Below are 17,331 nucleotides of genomic sequence, written 5' to 3'. Positions count from 1 at the left end.
TCCATGACCACCGACAGGCTCCACCACCCGGAACTCCGAACGCTCGTCCAGACCACGGGCTTCCACGCCCGGCACCGGCCCACCACCCCCGCGATCCTCTGCGAGGGGCGCACGCTGACATACGGGCAGCTGCACCGCGAGAGCGACCGCGTCGCCCACGCCCTCCGGGCCGCCGGACTCACCCCGGGCGACCGGGTCGCCTACCTCGGCAAGGAGTCCGAGCACTACTACGAGATCCTCTTCGGCTGTGCCAAGAGCGGCACGGTGCTCGTCCCCGTCAACTGGCGGCTCACCGCGCCCGAGGTCGGCCACATCCTCCAGGACTCCGGCACCCGACTCCTTTTCCTGGAGGACGAGTTCGCCCCGATCGTCGACAAGATGCCGACCGCGCCCCCCGAGTCGGTCGTCGCGCTCGGCGAGCGCTTCGCCGCCTGGAAGGCGCCCCACCCCGACACCGGACTGCCGGACATCGCCACCCCGGACACCCCGGTGGCCCAGCTCTACACCAGCGGCACGACCGGACTGCCCAAGGGTGTGGTCCTCGCCCACCGCAGCTTCTTCGCGATCCGTGACGCCCTGGCGAGCGAGGGGCTGGACTGGATCGACTGGCGCGCCGGGGACATCGCGCTGATCGGCATCCCCGGGTTCCACGTCGGCGGTCTGTGGTGGGCCGCACAGAACCTCAACGCCGGAACCACCGTCGTCGCGATGCGCGCCTTCGCCGCACGCCGGGCCGTGGACCTCATCAGGGACCTCGGCGTCACCACCGCCTGCGTCGTCCCGGCCATGCTCCGCATGATGCTGACCGAACCCGGCGTCCGCGCCGAGGACTTCACCACCCTGCGCAAGACGGTCTACGGCGGTTCCCCGATCTCCGAGGCCCTGCTGGAGGAGAGCCTCGCCGTCCTCGACTGCGAGTTCGCCCAGATCTACGGCCTCACCGAGACCGGCAACACCGCCGTCTGCCTGCCCCCGGCCGCCCATGTCCCGGGCGGCCCGCTCATGCAGGCGGCGGGACGCCCGTACCCCGGCGTGCGCGGCAAGGTGATCGACGGGGAGGGCCGGGAGCTTCCGCCGGGCGCGGTGGGGGAGGTCTGTCTGGCCACGCCCGCCCACATGGTCGAGTACTGGGAACTGCCCGAGAAGACCGCCGAGACCCTCGTGGACGGCTGGATCCACACCGGGGACGCAGGCTTCATCGACGAGGACGGCTACCTCTTCATCCGCGACCGCATCAAGGACGCGATCCTCGTCGCGGGCGAGAACGTCTATCCGGCCGAGATCGAGAACGCGCTCGAAGCCCATCCCGGCGTCGCCGAGGCCGTCGTCGTCGGCGCCCCCGACGAGCGCTGGGGCGAGTACGTGCACGCCTTCGTCGTCCCGGCCCCCGTCCCCGCCGGGCCGCCCAGCCCCCGGGACCTGCACACCTTCCTCGTCCCACGGCTCGCGGGCTTCAAGCTGCCCGCCCGCTACGAGTTCATCGACGTCGTACCGCGCAATCCCAGCGGAAAGATCCTGCGCCGTGAACTGCGCGACCGCTTCTGGCGCGACGCCGCACGCAAGGTCAACTAGCGCCCCATCAGGCCGGACCGAGAGAGAAACGACATGCCTGCTCCCCTCACCCTGGACGGCTTCCGCGCGGACCTGGCGGAGTACCTGTACCAGCGGCCCGACGAAGTCGACCTCGACGAGCACCCCCTCCAGGCGGGCCTGGACTCCCTGCGGATCGTCACCCTCCTCGAACGGTGGCGGGCGGCCGGCGTGGACGTCACCTTCGCCGACCTCGCCGAATGCACCTCGTTCGCCCAGTGGTGGCAGCTGCTCTCGACGCGCCGGGGAGGGACGACGTGACCGTGCGCCGTCCGCTGCCGCCCGCTCAGGAAGGCGTGTGGACCGGACAGCGGCTCGACCCGGACAGCCCCGCGTACAACACGGCCGAGTACGTGCACATCCACGGCCCGGTGGACGCGGCCCTCTTCGACGAGGCCCTGCACCTCGTGGTCGCGGAGACGGAGGCCCTGCACGTCGTCTACGGGGTCGACGAACAGGGCCGCCCCTGGGAGACGGACGCCCCGCCCGCCGACTGGCGCCTGCACACGGCCGACCTCACCGCCGAACCCGACCCGCACACGACGGCTCTGGCCTGGATGGACGAGGATGTGGCCCGCCCCGTCGACCTCGCCCGCGGCCCCGTCTTCGGCCACGCGCTGCTGCGGATCGGGCGGGAGGAACACCTCTGGTTCCACCGCGTCCACCACATCGCCCTCGACGGCTTCGGTCTGTCGCTGGTGGCCCGCCGGGTCGCCGAGGTGTACACCGCCCTGGTCGCGGGGGAGCCGGTGCAGGGCAGCGGTTTCGGCACCCTGGCCTCGGTGCGGGACGAGGAGTGTGCCTACCGCGAGTCGCCCCGCTTCGCCGAGGACCGCGCCCACTGGACGGACCGGTTCGCGGACCGGCCGCCCGTGGTGACCCAGGCCGGCCGCGCGGCGCTGCCCGGGCGCACCTTCCGCCGGCGGGTCGCCGACCTCGACGCGGCGCGGACGGAGGCGCTGCGTGCCGTCGCCCGCGACCTGCGGGTCACCTGGTCCGAGCTGCTGCTGGCGGTCACGGTGGCCCGGCTGCACCACACGACCGGCGCCCCGGAGATCGTTCTCGGCCTGCCGGTGATGGGCCGCCTCGGCTCCGTCTCCCTCCGCGTCCCCTGCATGGTCCGCAACATCCTGCCGCTGCGGGTGACGGTCACCGCCTCGGACAGTCTGCGCGACCTCGCCGCCCGGATCTCCCGCGAACTGCGGGCCGGACTGCCGCACCAGCGCTACCGGTACGAACAACTGCGGCGCGACCTCAGACTCCTCGGCGGACAACGGCGGCTGTCCGGCCCGGGCGTCAACATCATGCCCTTCGCCTACGACCTGCGGTTCGCCGGACACCGCAGCACGGTCCACAACGTCTCCGCCGGCCCCGTCGACGACCTGTCCGTCAACGTCTACGACCGCTCCGAGGGCGCTGGCCTGCGCATCGCCGTGGACGCCCACCCGGACCTCTACGACGAGGCGGACGTCACCGCGTTCCAGGAGGGGCTGCTCGCCCTGCTCGCGGCGGCCGTCGCCGCTCCCGACCGGGCGCTGGGCGAGCTGGGGGCCCGCAGGGCCGTCCCGGTACTGGACGGGGGACCGCTGCCCGGCCCGGCACGTCCGGTGCTCGGCCTGATCGCCGAGCATGCCGCCCGGAGCGGCCAAACGGTCGCCGTCGAGCACGACGGCCGCAGCGTGACGTACGCGGAACTCCTCGGCTCCGCGCGCGACCTCGCCCGCCGGCTGGCCGTCCGGGGGGTGGGCCCCGGGGACCTCGTGGCACTCACCCTGCCACGCGGCATCGACGCCGTCACCGCCGTCCTCGGCGTTCTGCTCAGCGGGGCCGCCTACTGCCCGTTCGACCCGACCGCGCCACGGGCGCGCGGCGAGGGGTTGCTGGAGGAGGTCCGGCCCACGCTGGTCCTGACGGCCGACGCCTACGCCACCTTGCCGGCCGACGACCGGCCGGACCCCGGCACGGCTCCACCGACCGCCCCGACGGCCCCGACCGCATCTACGCCCGACGACCTCGCCTACGTGCTGCACACCTCCGGCTCCACCGGCCGCCCGAAGGGTGTCGAGATCGGCCACCGGGCCCTCGCCCACTTCGTCGCCGGCGCCTCGCACCGCTACGGACCGCGACGCGGCGACCGGGTGCTCGGGTTCGCGCCCCTGCACTTCGACACCAGCGTCGAGGAAATCTTCCTCACCCTGTGCGCGGGCGCCACGCTCGTGGTCCGCACCGACGACATGACCGACTCGGTCCCCGCCTTCCTGGACGCCTGCGCCCGGCTGCGGATCAGCTTCCTCGACCTGCCCACCGCCTACTGGCACGAGGTGGCCCACGCCGTCTCGACCGGAGCCGCCGCCCTCCCCACCGAGGTGCGGACCGTCGTCATCGGCGGCGAGGCCGCCCTGCCCGAGCGGGTCGACCGCTGGCGCAAGGCCGTCGGCACGTCCGTGCGGCTGCTGAACACCTACGGCCCGACCGAGGCCACCGTGGTCGCCACCGTCGCCGACCTCCACGATCCCGGCCTCGCACCGGGTGACGTGCCCATCGGGCTTCCGCTGCCCGGCACCGGCGCGGCGGTCGTCGACGGCGAACTCCATCTCCTGGGCGGCAACCTGGCCCTCGGCTACCGGGGGGACCGGCCCCCGGACGCCGCCCGCTTCGCCCCTCTCGACGCCCTGCCCGGAGCCCCCCGCGCCTATCGCACCGGCGACCTGGTCCGCATCGGCGACGACGGGCAACTGCGCCATCTGGGCCGCTCGGACACCGAGTTCAAGATCAGCGGACACCGGGTGCACCCCGCCGAGGTGGAGAGCGCCCTCCTGGGCCATCCGGGAGTGCGCGACGCCGTCGTCGTAGGGCAGGTGCTTCGGGGCGGGGCGCGACGCCTGGTGGCGTACGTCGTCCCGGACGGGCCCGCCCCGGCGGTGGCCACGGTCAGGGAGCACCTGCGCGCCGCGCTGCCCGCTGCGATGATCCCGTCGACGGTCGAGTTCCTGGACCACCTGCCCCGGACGGGCTCGGGGAAGATCGACCGCACCGCGCTCGCGGCGGAACTCCCCGTCACCCCGAGCGCCGTCTCCGGCACGCTGGAGCACACCGTCGCCGCCGCCTGGCAGGAGGTGCTCGGGGCGGCGACCCTGTCCGCGCAGGACGACGTGTTCGAGCGGGGAGCCCAGTCCCTCCAGGCCATCCAGGTCGCCAACCGCCTCGGCGTCGCACTCGCCCGGGAGGTGAAGGTCGCCTGGCTCTTCCAGCATCCGACCGCCGCCGAACTGGCCGGCTTCCTGGAGCAGCGGGCGCGGCCGGTGACGGTCGGCCTGCCGGAGACCCTGCTCGCCGACGCCGTCCTCGACCCCGGCGTCCGACCCGGCGACGGTCCCCGGGCGGGCGGCACACCGGATCGGATCCTGCTCACCGGCGCCACCGGTTTCGTCGGCGTCCACCTGCTGGCGGAGCTCCTGACGAGCACCGGCGCCGAGATCGTCTGTACCGTCCGCGCCCCGAGCCTCGCGGCGGCCACGGAGCGTGTCCAACAGGCCCTCGACACCCATCGGATCGGCCTCACGGACGCGGCACGCGACCGGGTCACGGCGATCCCCGCGGACCTCGCCCGCCCCCGACTCGGCCTGGACGAAGGAGAGTTCGCCGAACTCGCCCGTACCTGCGACGCGATCCTCCACAACGCGGCGAACGTCAGCATCCTGCGCGAGTACGCCACCCTCCGCGCCGCCAACACCGACTCGGCGCGGGAGCTTCTGCGCCTGGCGGCCCCGCGCTCGGTCCCCCTGCACTTCGTGTCGACGCTCTCCGTCGCCCCGCCGCTCGCCCTCGCCGCCGAGGTACCCGAGGAGTTCCTCCCACCCCACCCCGGGCTGCGCAACGGCTACCAGCAGTCGAAGTGGGCGGCCGAGCAACTGCTGCGCCAGGCCGCCGAGCGGGGTCTGCCGGTCACCGTGCACCGGCTCGGCCGGATCGTCGGCCCGGCCGCCACCGGCCATGTGAACGAACGGGACTTCCTCTGGAGTGTGCTGCGGGCCGGGATCCCCGCCGGCATCGTCCCCGATCTGTTCGGGGAGGAGATCTGGACACCGGTCGACCACACCGCGACGGCGCTCGTCCGTCTCTGCCTCGGCCCCGCCGGTGCGGCGACCGTCTTCAACCATGCCGCCACGGCCCCGGTGCGGCTGAGTGACGTCTACGACTGGCTGGAGGAGTACGGCTACCCGCTGCGGCGCCTGACCCTGGACCGGTGGCGTGCCGAGGTGCCGAGGTCCTCCGGTGCCGCCGCGACCACGCTCGCCTTCTTCGACGCCCGGGACGCGGACCCGGGCGATGCCACCGGCTCCGACCTGCGCCTGGGACGGATCCACGCCGACAACGTCGTGAACGCACTGCGCACCGGCGGCATCACCTGCCCGCCCGTCGACAGGGACCTCGTCCACCGCTACCTCGACCACTGCGTCAGCACGGGCAAGCTGCCCGCTCCCACCGGACGGCGGAGCCGTCCGGCAACTCCCGCGAAGTAGTGGGGCATTGCCGGGAACTCACGGGCACCGCCCCCCGACTACTGCAACAGAACCCGTCGTGTCCCGAGCCCCACGCTGCAAGGAGCCCGCATGTCGAAGAAACGGCCGGTCGCCGTCGCCCTGGCCGGCGCCCTCTGTCTGGTCACCACGGCGTGCGGCGCCGGCTCCGCGACCGACACGGCCGACGGCGGCGACAAGGCGTCCGCGGCCGCCGCGAAGACCGGCTACCCGGTGACGCTCGAGAACTGCGGGGCCACCGAGAAGTTCGGCGAGGCGCCGAGCCGGGTCGTCGTCATGAACGGAGCCTCGGTCGCCGAGGTCTCCACGCTCCTCTCCCTCGGCCTCGAAGACAAGATCGTGGCCAACCAGCAGACCTACGGAATGTCCGAGGTCGCGGGACGCGCAGCCGCCATCAAGGCGCTGCCCACCGGTGACGTCAAGCTCAACGACGCCTACGACATCCCGCGCGAGGCGATGATCGGACTGCGCCCGGACCTGGTGCTGTCCACGACCTCGTACGGCTTCGACGAGAAGAACGGCTTCGCCACCCGGGAGCAGTTGACGCAGGTCGGCGCCAACACGTATGTCTCACCTCAGGGTTGCGACCAGGACACCACGAAGATGACCATCGCCGACAGCTACACGCTGCTGCGCGACCTGGGCAAGGTCTTCGGCGTCGGCGACCGGGCCGAGAAGATCGTCGCCGCGTCGCAGAAGCGCATCGCCGACGTCGCCGCGAAGGTGAAGGGCGAGCAGCGGCCCAAGGTCATGGTGCTGTTCTCCAACATGGCCATGGGCGGCAACGACTTCAGCTCGGTCGTCGCCAAGGGCATCTACAACGACATCCTGGCCAAGGCCGGCGGCTCCAACGCCTTCGAGTCGGCCTCCGAGACCTCCTTCGCCGACCTGAGCAAGGAGAAGGTGGCCGCCACCGACGTCGACGCCCTCGTCGTCATCGGCTACAACGACCCCGACCCGGCGGCCTACGCCGAGAAACTGCTGAAGGAGTTCCCCCAGTGGCCCGCCGCGAAGAACAACACGTACGTGGCCCTGTCGGACTCGATGTACCTCGGCCCGAGCAACGACCTGGCGGTCGCGAAGATCGCCGGGATGCTGCACCCCGACAAGGTCTGAACGGACCGAGGCTGTCTCTCGCCGTCGGCGCCCTGCTGGTGGTGCTCGCTGCCGTCATGGTGGCGGCGGTGAGCATCGGCGCGGTCAACATCCCGGTCGGCGACGTGTGGGGGATCCTCCTGCACCACCTCACCGGGCAGGGAACCACCGCCGACCCGGCCCTGGACCAGATCGTGTGGACCTTCCGGGCCCCCCGGGTCGCCCTGGCCGCCCTGGTCGGCGCGGGCCTGGCCGTCGCCGGGGCGGTGCTCCAGACCCTGGTCTCCAACCCGCTCGCCGACCCCGTCGTCCTCGGCTTCTCCTACGGCGCTTCGCTCGGCGCCGTGCTGGTCATCACCCTCGGCGGGGCGGCGCTCGGCGGACTGGGCGGACTCGGGGTGTCGGGCGCGGCGTTCGTCGGCGCGCTGGCGGCCGGCGCCCTGGTGTTCGCCCTGGGACAGCGACAGGGGCGGCTCGCCCCCACCCGGCTGGTGCTGGCGGGGGTCGCGGTCGGCTACGTCCTGCTGTCCGTGACCAGCTTCGTCCAACTGCTCGCGACGCCCACCGAACTGCGCACGGTCATGTTCTGGATGCTCGGCAGCGTCGCCGGCGCCCAGTGGAGCCAACTGCCGACCGTCACGGTGGTGGTCCTGACGAGCACGGCCCTGCTGACCCTGTTCGGACGGCGGCTCAACGCCCTGCTCGCGGGCGACGAGCCGGCCACCGCGCTCGGCGTGGACGTCAACCGGCTGCGCGCCGTCCTGCTGGTCATCAGCGCGCTCCTGACCGGCACCGTCATCGCCGTCGCGGGCGGCGTCGGCTTCGTCGGTCTGATGATCCCCCACCTGGTCCGCCTCACCGTCGGAGCCGACCACCGCCGGCTGCTGCCGCTGAGCGCGCTGCTGGGCGCCGTCTACCTGGTCGTGGTGGACCTGCTCTCCCGCACCGTCAACCGCCCCAACGAACTGCCGCTGGGCATCCTCACCGCCCTGCTCGGGGCTCCCTTCTTCCTGTGGCTGCTGCGCCGCAACAAGGGCCTGGACACCGTATGAGACTGACCGTGGACCAGCTCCACATCACCCTGGACCGCAAGGCGATCCTCCGCGAGGTGAACCTGGAGGCGGCGGGGGGTGACATCGTCGGACTCGTGGGTCCCAACGGCAGCGGCAAGTCCACCCTGCTGCGCACCGTCTACCGCTCGCTGCGCCCGGCCGACGGAGTGGTGCGGGTGGGCGGCGACGACGTGTGGGAACTGTCGGCCCGCGCCGCGGCCCGTCGCACGGCGGCCGTCCTCCAGGACGCCGGCACCACCACCGGCCTGACCGTGACCGAGATCGTCGCGCTCGGCCGCACGCCCCATCACGGTCTGCTGGGCCGTGACGGCGCCGAGGACCGCGAGGCGGTGGCCGAAGCGGTCGCCCGCTGCGGAGTCACCCCCTTCGCGCACCGGGACTACGCCACCCTGTCCGGCGGCGAACGCCAACGCGTCCTGCTGGCCCGGGCCCTCGCCCAGCGCCCTCGGCTGCTGGTCCTGGACGAACTCACCAACCATCTCGACATCCGTGCCCGGTTCGAACTGCTCCACCTCATCCGCGGCACCGGCGTCACCACCCTCGCCGTCCTGCACGACCTCGACCTGGCCGCCCGCCTCTGCGACCACCTCGTGGTGCTGCACGAGGGCGCGGTGGTGGCGGCCGGCCCCGTCCTGGAGGTCCTGACCCCGGACCTCCTGCGTGACGTGTTCGGCGTACGGGGCGACACGGAACGGCATGCCGACGGCGTCGTCCGCATCACCTACGCGGCCGAGCCGCTCGCCCTGGACCGGGAGGCCGAGCCCGCCGAGCGGTGACACGCGTCCGGGCCCCGACCGCAGGTGTACGAATGGGTCTCGATCCGGGCCGCGGCTTGGGCCGCGGGAGCGGGGTGGCAATCATGGGGGCCACGCACCGGCCCGTCCGTCTCCGTACCCACGAGTGGTTCACGGTCGACGACTCGACCCTGAACGTCGCGCTCGTGTACCCGATGCAGGGGCCCGCCGGGGTGTTCGGACCACCTGCGAGACCTGCGCCCGGCTGGCCGCGGAGGGGATCGGCAAGACGGGCGGAGTGCTCGGCAAGGAGCTGCGGCTCATCGAGGTCGACGGGGGCGCCGAGCCGCAGCAGGTCGCGAAGGAGGTGGAGGCGCTGGTGGCCACCGGGCCGTTGGACGATCCCGTGAACCAGCGGATGGTGTGCTTCGTCATCGCGGCCTGCTGCTGATGGCGGGCGCCCACCGGCTGTTCGTCAGCCGGGACGGCGAACTCCTGGTCGCCGTACGCGACTCCGAGGAGCGGGTCCGCTTCCTCGGCCACAACCCGGGCAACGTCGAACTCGTCGCGTACGTCGTCGCCGCCGGCATGGCGAACCAGGCCGGGGCCCTCTTCGTCCCGGCGGTGGGGATCATCTCGCCGGCGCTGATCGGGATCGTGCCGTCCATCGGGTTCGTCATCGGCGCCGCGGTCGGCGGCCGGGCCTCACTGGTGGGCGCGGTGCTCGGAGCGACGCCGTCGTCCGGGCGCGTGCCCACAGGATCACGAGGGTGAGTGTCGCGCACCTGTCGTCGAAGGTGTGTGCGAGGCCGGCTCCGTAGGGCCGTGCCTCAAGGCCGCTATCATCTTGTAAAGATAAAATGTGAGGTTTGCCCGATGAGGCTGCCCTCCCGACGAGCTGCCGTCCCGCCGGAGTGATCAATGTCCCGCAAGCGCCCCACGGACGACGGCGACGAGCTGCTGGCCAGACTCGGTTCGCTGACCGCCCAGGCGCGCGAGCGCGCGGAGCTGCAACGCTCCCGCGTGGAGCTGGCCCTCGCCCTCCAGCGCGGCATGCTGCCCAGGGACCTGCCCGCGGCGCCCGGCTTCCGGCTGGCCGTGAAGTACGCGCCCGCCTGCCACGGCCTCAACGTGGGCGGCGACTGGTACGACGCCTTCGCGATGCCGGACGGGCGCATCGGCCTCTCCATCGGCGACGTCCAGGGCCACAACATAGAGGCGACCGCGTTCATGGGCCAGGTGCGGGTCGGTCTGCGGGCCCTCGCCTCCGTCACCAGCGAGCCCGGCGAACTCCTCGCCCGGACCAACGACCTGCTCCTCTCCCTCGGCAGCGACCTCTTCGCCACCTGCACCTTCATGCGGCTGGACCCCGCCACCGGGGTTCTGGAGAGCGCCAGGGCCGGGCACATCCCGTGCGTGTGGGCCACGGCGGACGGCAAGTCCGGCGTCGCCGAGGACGAGGGCGGACCGCCCCTGGGCGTCCAGGAGGGCATCGACTACCCGGTCACCCGCTACCGGCTCACCAAGGGCGGAGTGTTCGTCCTGCTCACGGACGGCGTGGTGGAGGGGCCGACGCTGAGCGTCGAGGAGGGCCTCGACCAGGTCGTACGGCTCGCCGGTATCGCCGCCGTCGCGGGCATGACAGCGGGCTCCCTCGCCGCGGCGGTGATCCAGGGCGCCGAGCGCGTGGGACACGAGGACGACGCGGCCGTGCTGGTGGTGGGACACGACGGGCTGACGGCGCCGGACGTCCCCCTGGTTCAGCCATAGGGCCGGACAGCGCGCGTCTCGCCTCGCCGACGGGGCCGCCCAGGTGTCTGATGGCTGCTGTGGTGGGTACCCCGGATCTGCGTCGACCAGCCGTCTTCGCCGTGCGGACGCTGGCGGTCGCCCTGGGCTACTACGCGGCCGGGCGGCTGGGGCTCGTGCGCGAGCTCGTCGTCGAGGGCGCGGTGTTCACCCCCATCTGGCCGCCGACGGGCGTGGCGGTGGCCTGTCTGCTGATCCTCGGGATCCGCGCCTGGCCGGGCATCGCGCTCGGCGCCCTCCTCGTCATCATGTCCCTGACCTCGTTACGGCCCGTGGTGATCGGCAACCTGATCGGCAACACCGCCGCCCCCGTCTGCGCGTACCTCATGCTCCGCAAGGTGGGCTTCCGCAACGACCTCGCCCGCTTACGGGACGGCCTGGCGCTGGTCTTCCTGGGCGCCCTCACCGCCATGCTGCTGAGCTCGACCGTCGGCGTCGGGCTCCTCGTCCTCACCGACAAGCTCGCCGCCCACAGCTTCTGGCCCGTCTGGCTGGCCTGGTGGGTCGGCGACGCGATGGGTGTTCTGATCGTCACTCCGGTCCTGCTCGTGCTGTACACGATCACCCGGCCCCTGCGGCTGTCCCGCTGGAAAGAGGCCGTGGGACTCGCCCTCATCTCCTGCGCCCTCGTCCCCCTGGCCACCCACAGCCGCGTCAGCCTGCTCTTTCTCGTCTATCCCCTGCTGATCTGGGCGGCCCTGCGCTTCCAGCTCGCCGGCAGCATGCTGTGTGCCCTCTTCACCTCGGTCATGGCCACCGTCGCCGCGACGGACAGCGTCGGACCCTTCGAGCGGCTGAGCCGCGTCGAAGTGATGGTCAAGCTCCAGGCCTTCAACGGCACGATGGCCCTGACCGCCCTGCTGCTCTCCGCGGTGATCACCGAACAGCACAACACCAGACGCTCCGTGGAACTCGCCTGCCAGGAACTGGTCGAGGTCCTGGAACACCTCACCGCGGGCGACGCCCCACCCGGCCGACCGCCGAAGGACATCCAGGACACGAAGAGCCCGAAGAGCCCGAAGAGCCCGGAGGACACGGAGGACACGGAGAACACGAACAGCTGACGGCGCCGGCGCGTGCACCGCCGCCGGGGCCTGGCCAACGCCGGCTGACGTGATTGTCAGTGCCTGCGCCTACGGTTCGGGGAGTGGGATTCGCCGGAACGGCCGCGGGTCCACCCTGGGGAGGGTTTTGTCATGGCTACCGGGTCCAGCACCGTGTCGACGACGTATCTGGAGCTGTCGCAGGACGACGGCGCCGCGCACAAGTTCTACGAAGTGGCTGTCGACGGCGTGGTGGTGACGGTGCGGTACGGGCGGATCGGCGCCTCCGGGCAGCTGCAGACGACGACGTTCCCCACCACCGAGAAGGCCCGGGCCGCCGCCGCGCGGAAGGTCGGGGAGAAGGTCCGCAAGGGGTACGCCCCGGCCGTCGCCGGGCAGCGTCCCCCACGTTCGGTGACCCGCCGTCAGGTGGCCTCGGCGCCGTCCACCGCGCGCGCCGTGGCCCCGGTGCTCTGGCGGTTCCGTACCGGTTCCTCGGCGTTCGGCATCCACGTGGACGACGACCGCTGCTGGGTCGGCAACCAGTCCGGCGACGTCTACACCCTGGACCACGAGGGTGGCGTCCTGGCCCGCTTCAGCCTGCCGGACGGCGTGAAGTGCCTGGTCGCCGACGACTTCTGGATCTACGCGGGCTGCGACGACGGCAAGGTCTACGACCTGTCCTCGAAGCTGCCGTTCGCGGCGTACGACATCGCGGCGGACGTCGACATCTTCTGGCTGGACATCCACGAGGGCCTGCTGAACGTCTCGGACCGCGACGGCCGGCTCACCGTCATCGACCACGAGGACGAGCACCAGTGGGCCCGCCGCAGCCAGGGCGAGCACGCCTGGATGGTCCGTGCGGACGACCGGGCCGTCTACCACGGTCACCACCGGGGCGTCACCGCCTACGCGCCCGACGGCGGCGGCGAACTCTGGCACACCCCCACCCGCGGCGGCGTCCTGTTCGGCTGGCAGGAGGAGGACGCCGTGTACGCGGGGACCGCGCACAAGGTGGTGCAGCGGCTGTCGAAGGCGACCGGCGCGGTCGAGGCCACCTACGGCTGCGACAGCGCCGTGTACTCGTGCGCCACCTCGCCCAACGGGCGCTTCGTGTTCGCCGGTGACTCGTCGTCGTCCGTCTACTGCTTCGACCGGGACGGCACCCGCCTGTGGAAGCTCGGCACCGGCGGCGGCTCGGCCCTGTCCATGCAGTACCGCGGCGAACGGCTGTATCTGGTCACCACCGACGGCTCGCTGGTGTGCGTGGACGCGAGCGAGACGGCCGTCACCGCCGCCCAGCAGGGCACGGTGCCGGTGGCGCGGGACGTCAAGCTCGCCGAGGCCCTGCCGACGTATGTCCCCGCCACGGCCGCGGCCACGGTGGCCACCGTGGCCCACGCGCCCTCCGGCACGGTCGTCGTCGAGTGCGTCCAGGAATCCGGCCGGGTCCGGGTCCACGTGGTGTCCGACGGCTACGACACGTCCTGGAACGTCCAGTTCCCGCGCGAGATACGAGAGCCCGGCGCACGGTACGTGGTGGACGCCCTGCACACAGCGGCCGGCGGCTTCTACCGGGTCCGTGGCGACATCCGACGGCTGCTCTGACCGGACGGCTCCCTCCCTGCCCCGCTCATCGGCCGGTCCCGTTCATCGCCCGGCCCCGCCCCGGGCGGCGACCGGCCGCGGGGCCGGGGCGGCCGCACCGGCGGGCCGCCAGCCCAGCTCCGGCGCGATCGAGTGCCGGACATCGTGCAGGATCTGCTCGTAGTCGGCCCGGTGGAACTCGTACGGCAGCTCCAGGCGCAGCTCCGACACGGCCGAGACCACGGGATCGGCCGCCAGCTGCTCCAGGATCTGCTCCGCCGTCCCGACCACGTCCGGCGCGAACAGGGTCCGGTTCCCGCCCTGCGGCGCCAGGGTGCGCGCGTGCCGGGCCGCCGCGTACTCGCGGTACCGGGTCCGGGTGGCGGCGTCGGCGCCGTCGAACGGCACGATCACCCGCCCCAGAGCCACCCGCGCCGGACGAGCGGCTGAGACCGTGCGCCGGTACTCGGAGAGCAGGGTGAGCTGGGCCGCGGTGAAGTCGTCGGTGCCCTCACCGGTGACGATGTTGCCGCTGAGCAGATTCAGGCCGTGTTCCGCGGCCCACCGGATCGAGCGCAGGCTGCCGCCCCCGTACCAGACACGGTCCAACAGGCCCGGGTCGTGCGGCTGCAGCCGCGGCCGTTGGGTGTTGCCCGGCGACTGGATCACGGTGTCCGGGCCCCCGAGGTAGTCCCCGCGAAGGTTGTCGACGACACGGGCGATCCGGCCGTACGACAGGTCGAAGCCGCGCCAGTCCCCGTCGTACACCAGATCGCCGAGCAGCTCGGCGTGCGGCATGCCCGTGCTGAACCCGGCCTGAAGCCGGCCGCGGGACAGCACGTCGGCCAGCGCCAGGTCCTCGGCCAGCCGGAACGGGCTCTCGTACCCGATCGGGATGACCGCGGTCCCCAGCTCGATCCGCTCGGTCCGCTGGCCCGCGGCGGCGAGGAACACCGCGGCCGAACCCACCCCGTGTTCGAGATGGCGTTGCCGGACCCAGGCACCGTCGAAGCCGAGCCGCTCGCCGTACTCGAACAGCTGAAGCGTCTCCTCCAGACCGGTGTAGGGATCGTCGTCGGCGAAGTTGCCCGGGGTGAGAAACGCCAGCGAGGTGATGGAGGGGATGCTCATACGGTGCCAGTCCTCAGGGTCGGGGTCGGCTCATCGGCGCTCGGCGGTCAGGACCCGCCGCGCTCGCGGGGGATCTTCTCCCCGGCCTCGACCGGCACCGGCAGCCGGTTCTCCGCGGGCGGCAGCGGGCAGGTGGCCAGATCGGTGTAGGCGCACGGCAGGTTCGCCGCCCGGTTGAAGTCCAGAACGACCGTGCCGTCGGCGGCGGGTGCGTCCAGCGCGAGGGCGCGGTTGGCCGCGTACGTGCTGACCCCAGAGGTCGCGTCGGTGAACAGCACGAGCAGACTCCCCGGGCCGTGACCGGGGAACGCGGTCAGCGCCAGCGGACGCCCGTTCAGCTCGAACTCGACCCGGCCCGGAGCGTCGTACACGTGCTCCAGTCCCTCGACCGCCGCGCCCACGGTCGTCGGCCGGGGCTCGTCGAACGCCGTGTAACGGCCGGTCACCACCCAGCGGGGGTGCGGGGCGTAGGCAGGCGTGCCGGTGAAGCCGGTGCGCAGCGGTGTGTCCGGGTGCCGCGGGCGGATGATGTCCTGCCCGCCGCGCTTGGCCACCTCGATGACGGCGTCGCCCCACACGGCGTCGACCCCGCCGCGCTCCGGGATCACCCCGAAGCGGTGCTCGCCCCGGACGGCCGTCCCGTCGACGAGCAGTTCCTCGCCTTCGTCGAGGACCACGACGATTCCGTCGGCGTCGGTCGACCACGCTCCCGGCGCGTCCGGGAAGCGTTCCGGCCGATCGCTCAGCCAGTGCAGGCCGGTGATCGCCAGGAAGCCGTGCGGGTCGGCGAGTCGTGCCTCCTGCCGGCGATGCCACTCCTGCCAGTCGTCGACGAAGGCGTCGAGGTCTGCCGATGTGTCGTGAACGGTCACTGGTGCTCCTTCGGTTCGGGCGAGGCGGCCCCGGCCGACGCGTGGCGGCCGCCGGGGATCGCCGCGAGCAGTTCGCGGGTGTAGTCGTGGCGCGGGTGGGTGAACAGGTCCTCGGCGGTGCCCGTCTCGACGATGCGGCCGGACCGCATGACGGCGACCTGGTGCGCGATCTGACGTACGACGGCCAGGTCGTGGGAGATGAACAGGTACGCCACTCCCGTGTCGGCCTGGAGCTCGGCGAGCAGGTCGAGCACCTGGGCCTGGACGGACACGTCGAGCGCCGACACGGGTTCGTCGCACACCACCAGGTCGGGCGAGAGCGCGAGGGCGCGGGCGATGGCGACGCGCTGCCGCTGTCCGCCGGACAGTTCCGCCGGGCGGCGGTCCAGCAGCGAGCCGGGCAGCGCCACCCGGTCGAGCAGCTCCCGGGCCCGGGCGAGCCGGGAGGCGCGGTCGCCGACCCGGAACGCGCGCAGCGGCTCGGTGATCACCTCGCCGATCGAGAACCGGGGATCCAGCGAGGCGTACGGGTTCTGGTAGACGAGCTGGGCCCGCCGGCGCAGCCGCCGGGCTCCCGCCCCGCGTGCGGTCGTCACATCGGCGCCGTCGAACAGGACGCTCCCGGAGGTCGGATCGACCAGCCGCAGCACCAGGCGGGCGGTGGTGGACTTGCCCGAGCCGGATTCGCCGACCAGGGCCAGCGTCCGGCCGCGGTGCAGGGTGAGACTGACGTCGTCGACCGCGCGCAGGGTGCGGGCCGCGCCCGCGGCGGCGGGCAGCCGGAACTCCTTGACCAGGTTGCGCGCCTCCACCAGCGGCGCCCGGTCGGGAGCAGGCGCGGTGACCGGGGCCGTGGCGCGCGGCCGGGCCGTGGTGAGGCTGGGCGCGCTGGCCAGCAACCGCCGGGTGTACGCGTGCTGCGGGTTCCCCAGGACGCCCCGGGTGGGGCCGGCCTCGACGACCCGGCCCTCGGCCATGACCACGATCCGCTGCGCCCGGTCGGCGGCCACGCCGAGATCGTGCGTCACCAGCAGCACGGCGGTGCCGGACTCCTCGGTGAGGTGCTGGAGGTGGTCGAGGATGACGCGCTGCACGGTGACGTCGAGCGCGCTGGTCGGCTCGTCGGCGATGATCAGCCGCGGTTTCGCTGCGATGGCGACCGCGATCAGGGCCCGTTGGCGCATCCCACCCGACAGCTCGTGCGGGTACTGCCGGGCGCGGGTGGCCGCGTCGGGCAGTCCCGCCTGGTCCAGGATCGCGATCGCGGCCGACGGAGCGGAGCGGCGGGTCGCCAGCCCGTGGATGCGCAGCACCTCGGCGACCTGCTCACCGATGCGTTTGACGGGGTTGAGCGACACCGTCGGGTCCTGCGGCACCAGACCGATCTGTGCGCCGCGTACGGTACGCAGTTCGCGCTCCGACAGCGCGGTGAGGTCGTGCCGGCCGAAGCGGACGGTACCGGTGTCGATGCCGCCGTTGGCCGCCAGCAGCCGGGTGATCGCGTGCGCGGTCGTGCTCTTCCCGGAACCCGACTCGCCGACCACCGCGGTGACCTGCCCCGGCCATACGTCGAGGTCCACACCCCGCACCGCGCGCACGGTGCCGCCACGGGTGCGGTACGAGACGGACAGGCCCCGCACCTCCAACAGCGCGGACCCGTCCGCCGGAGCCGCGTCCGCCGGAGCCGCGTCGGCCACGGCCTCGTCCGTCGGGGCCTCGTCCGTCGCGGCCTCGTCGGTGGTGGGCCGACCCCTCGGACTGTGGTCGGTCGCGCTGTGGCCGGGCACGGGCCGGTCGGTCACGGCCTCGTGGGTCACGGCCTCGTGGGTCACGGTCTCTTCCGTCACGGGTACGTC

General features: G+C 72.8%; 12 protein-coding genes and 2 pseudogenes. 11 read left to right on the top strand and 3 right to left on the bottom strand.

What is annotated here, in order from left to right:
- Window positions 1–3: 3 nt before the first annotated feature.
- The 11 genes and pseudogenes from ACFWBD_RS21970 (at window position 4) to ACFWBD_RS21920 (ending at window position 13,493) form a co-directional block, all read left to right on the top strand.
- The gene (locus ACFWBD_RS21970) at window positions 4–1,572 is read left to right on the top strand and encodes a long-chain-fatty-acid--CoA ligase (RefSeq protein ID WP_385669145.1); all 1,569 of its coding nucleotides are present in this window, start codon (window positions 4–6) and stop codon (window positions 1,570–1,572) included.
- Window positions 1,573–1,605: 33 nt separating this feature from the next.
- Entirely contained in the window at window positions 1,606–1,851 is a 246-nt protein-coding gene (locus ACFWBD_RS21965; protein ID WP_385669142.1) for a phosphopantetheine-binding protein, read from the top strand.
- The gene (locus ACFWBD_RS21960) at window positions 1,848–6,113 is read left to right on the top strand and encodes an amino acid adenylation domain-containing protein (RefSeq protein WP_385669139.1); all 4,266 of its coding nucleotides are present in this window, start codon (window positions 1,848–1,850) and stop codon (window positions 6,111–6,113) included. Before ACFWBD_RS21965 ends, ACFWBD_RS21960 begins: the two co-directional genes overlap by 4 nt.
- Before the next feature lie 90 nt (window positions 6,114–6,203).
- On the top strand, window positions 6,204–7,247 hold the full coding sequence (locus ACFWBD_RS21955; protein WP_385669137.1) for an ABC transporter substrate-binding protein: 1,044 nt from the start codon (window positions 6,204–6,206) through the stop codon (window positions 7,245–7,247).
- A gap of 56 nt (window positions 7,248–7,303) precedes the next feature.
- Window positions 7,304–8,278 (top strand): FecCD family ABC transporter permease, encoded by a 975-nt coding sequence (locus ACFWBD_RS21950; protein ID WP_385669218.1) that lies wholly within the window; start codon window positions 7,304–7,306, stop codon window positions 8,276–8,278.
- Window positions 8,275–9,075 carry an ABC transporter ATP-binding protein gene (locus ACFWBD_RS21945; protein WP_385669134.1) on the top strand — a complete coding sequence of 267 codons (801 nt, stop codon included), beginning with the start codon at window positions 8,275–8,277 and terminating at the stop codon, window positions 9,073–9,075. Before ACFWBD_RS21950 ends, ACFWBD_RS21945 begins: the two co-directional genes overlap by 4 nt.
- A gap of 83 nt (window positions 9,076–9,158) precedes the next feature.
- A pseudogene (locus tag ACFWBD_RS21940) lies at window positions 9,159–9,424 on the top strand (ABC transporter substrate-binding protein); the annotation flags it as partial.
- A gap of 3 nt (window positions 9,425–9,427) precedes the next feature.
- A pseudogene (locus tag ACFWBD_RS21935) lies at window positions 9,428–9,765 on the top strand (urea ABC transporter permease subunit UrtC); the annotation flags it as partial.
- 189 nt (window positions 9,766–9,954) lie between these two features.
- Window positions 9,955–10,803: a PP2C family protein-serine/threonine phosphatase gene (locus ACFWBD_RS21930; protein ID WP_385669131.1), complete on the top strand. Its 849-nt coding sequence runs from the start codon at window positions 9,955–9,957 to the stop codon at window positions 10,801–10,803.
- Window positions 10,804–10,853: 50 nt separating this feature from the next.
- Window positions 10,854–11,906, top strand: coding sequence for an MASE1 domain-containing protein (locus ACFWBD_RS21925; RefSeq protein WP_385669128.1), 1,053 nt, complete (start codon window positions 10,854–10,856; stop codon window positions 11,904–11,906).
- A gap of 132 nt (window positions 11,907–12,038) precedes the next feature.
- On the top strand, window positions 12,039–13,493 hold the full coding sequence (locus ACFWBD_RS21920) for a WGR domain-containing protein (protein WP_385669125.1): 1,455 nt from the start codon (window positions 12,039–12,041) through the stop codon (window positions 13,491–13,493).
- Window positions 13,494–13,535: 42 nt separating this feature from the next.
- Here ACFWBD_RS21920 and ACFWBD_RS21915 read toward each other — a convergent pair whose 3' ends face one another.
- Genes ACFWBD_RS21915 through ACFWBD_RS21905 form a run of 3 tightly spaced genes read right to left on the bottom strand, consistent with a single transcriptional unit; the run spans window position 13,536 to window position 17,322 of the window.
- Window positions 13,536–14,603, bottom strand: a complete 1,068-nt coding sequence (locus ACFWBD_RS21915; RefSeq protein WP_385669122.1) for an LLM class flavin-dependent oxidoreductase — start codon at window positions 14,601–14,603, stop codon at window positions 13,536–13,538.
- 47 nt (window positions 14,604–14,650) lie between these two features.
- Entirely contained in the window at window positions 14,651–15,475 is an 825-nt protein-coding gene (locus ACFWBD_RS21910) for a DUF1684 domain-containing protein (RefSeq protein ID WP_385669119.1), read from the bottom strand.
- A complete protein-coding gene (locus tag ACFWBD_RS21905; protein WP_385669116.1) occupies window positions 15,472–17,322 on the bottom strand; it encodes a dipeptide ABC transporter ATP-binding protein in 1,851 nt (616 codons plus the stop codon). The genes ACFWBD_RS21910 and ACFWBD_RS21905 overlap by 4 nt, the downstream gene beginning before the upstream one ends.
- Window positions 17,323–17,331 lie beyond the last annotated feature (9 nt).

Source organism: Streptomyces sp. NPDC060002 (assembly GCF_042737245.1).
In the GTDB taxonomy this organism is placed as follows: domain Bacteria; phylum Actinomycetota; class Actinomycetes; order Streptomycetales; family Streptomycetaceae; genus Streptomyces.
This window is presented reverse-complemented; position numbering and strand designations above follow the sequence as displayed.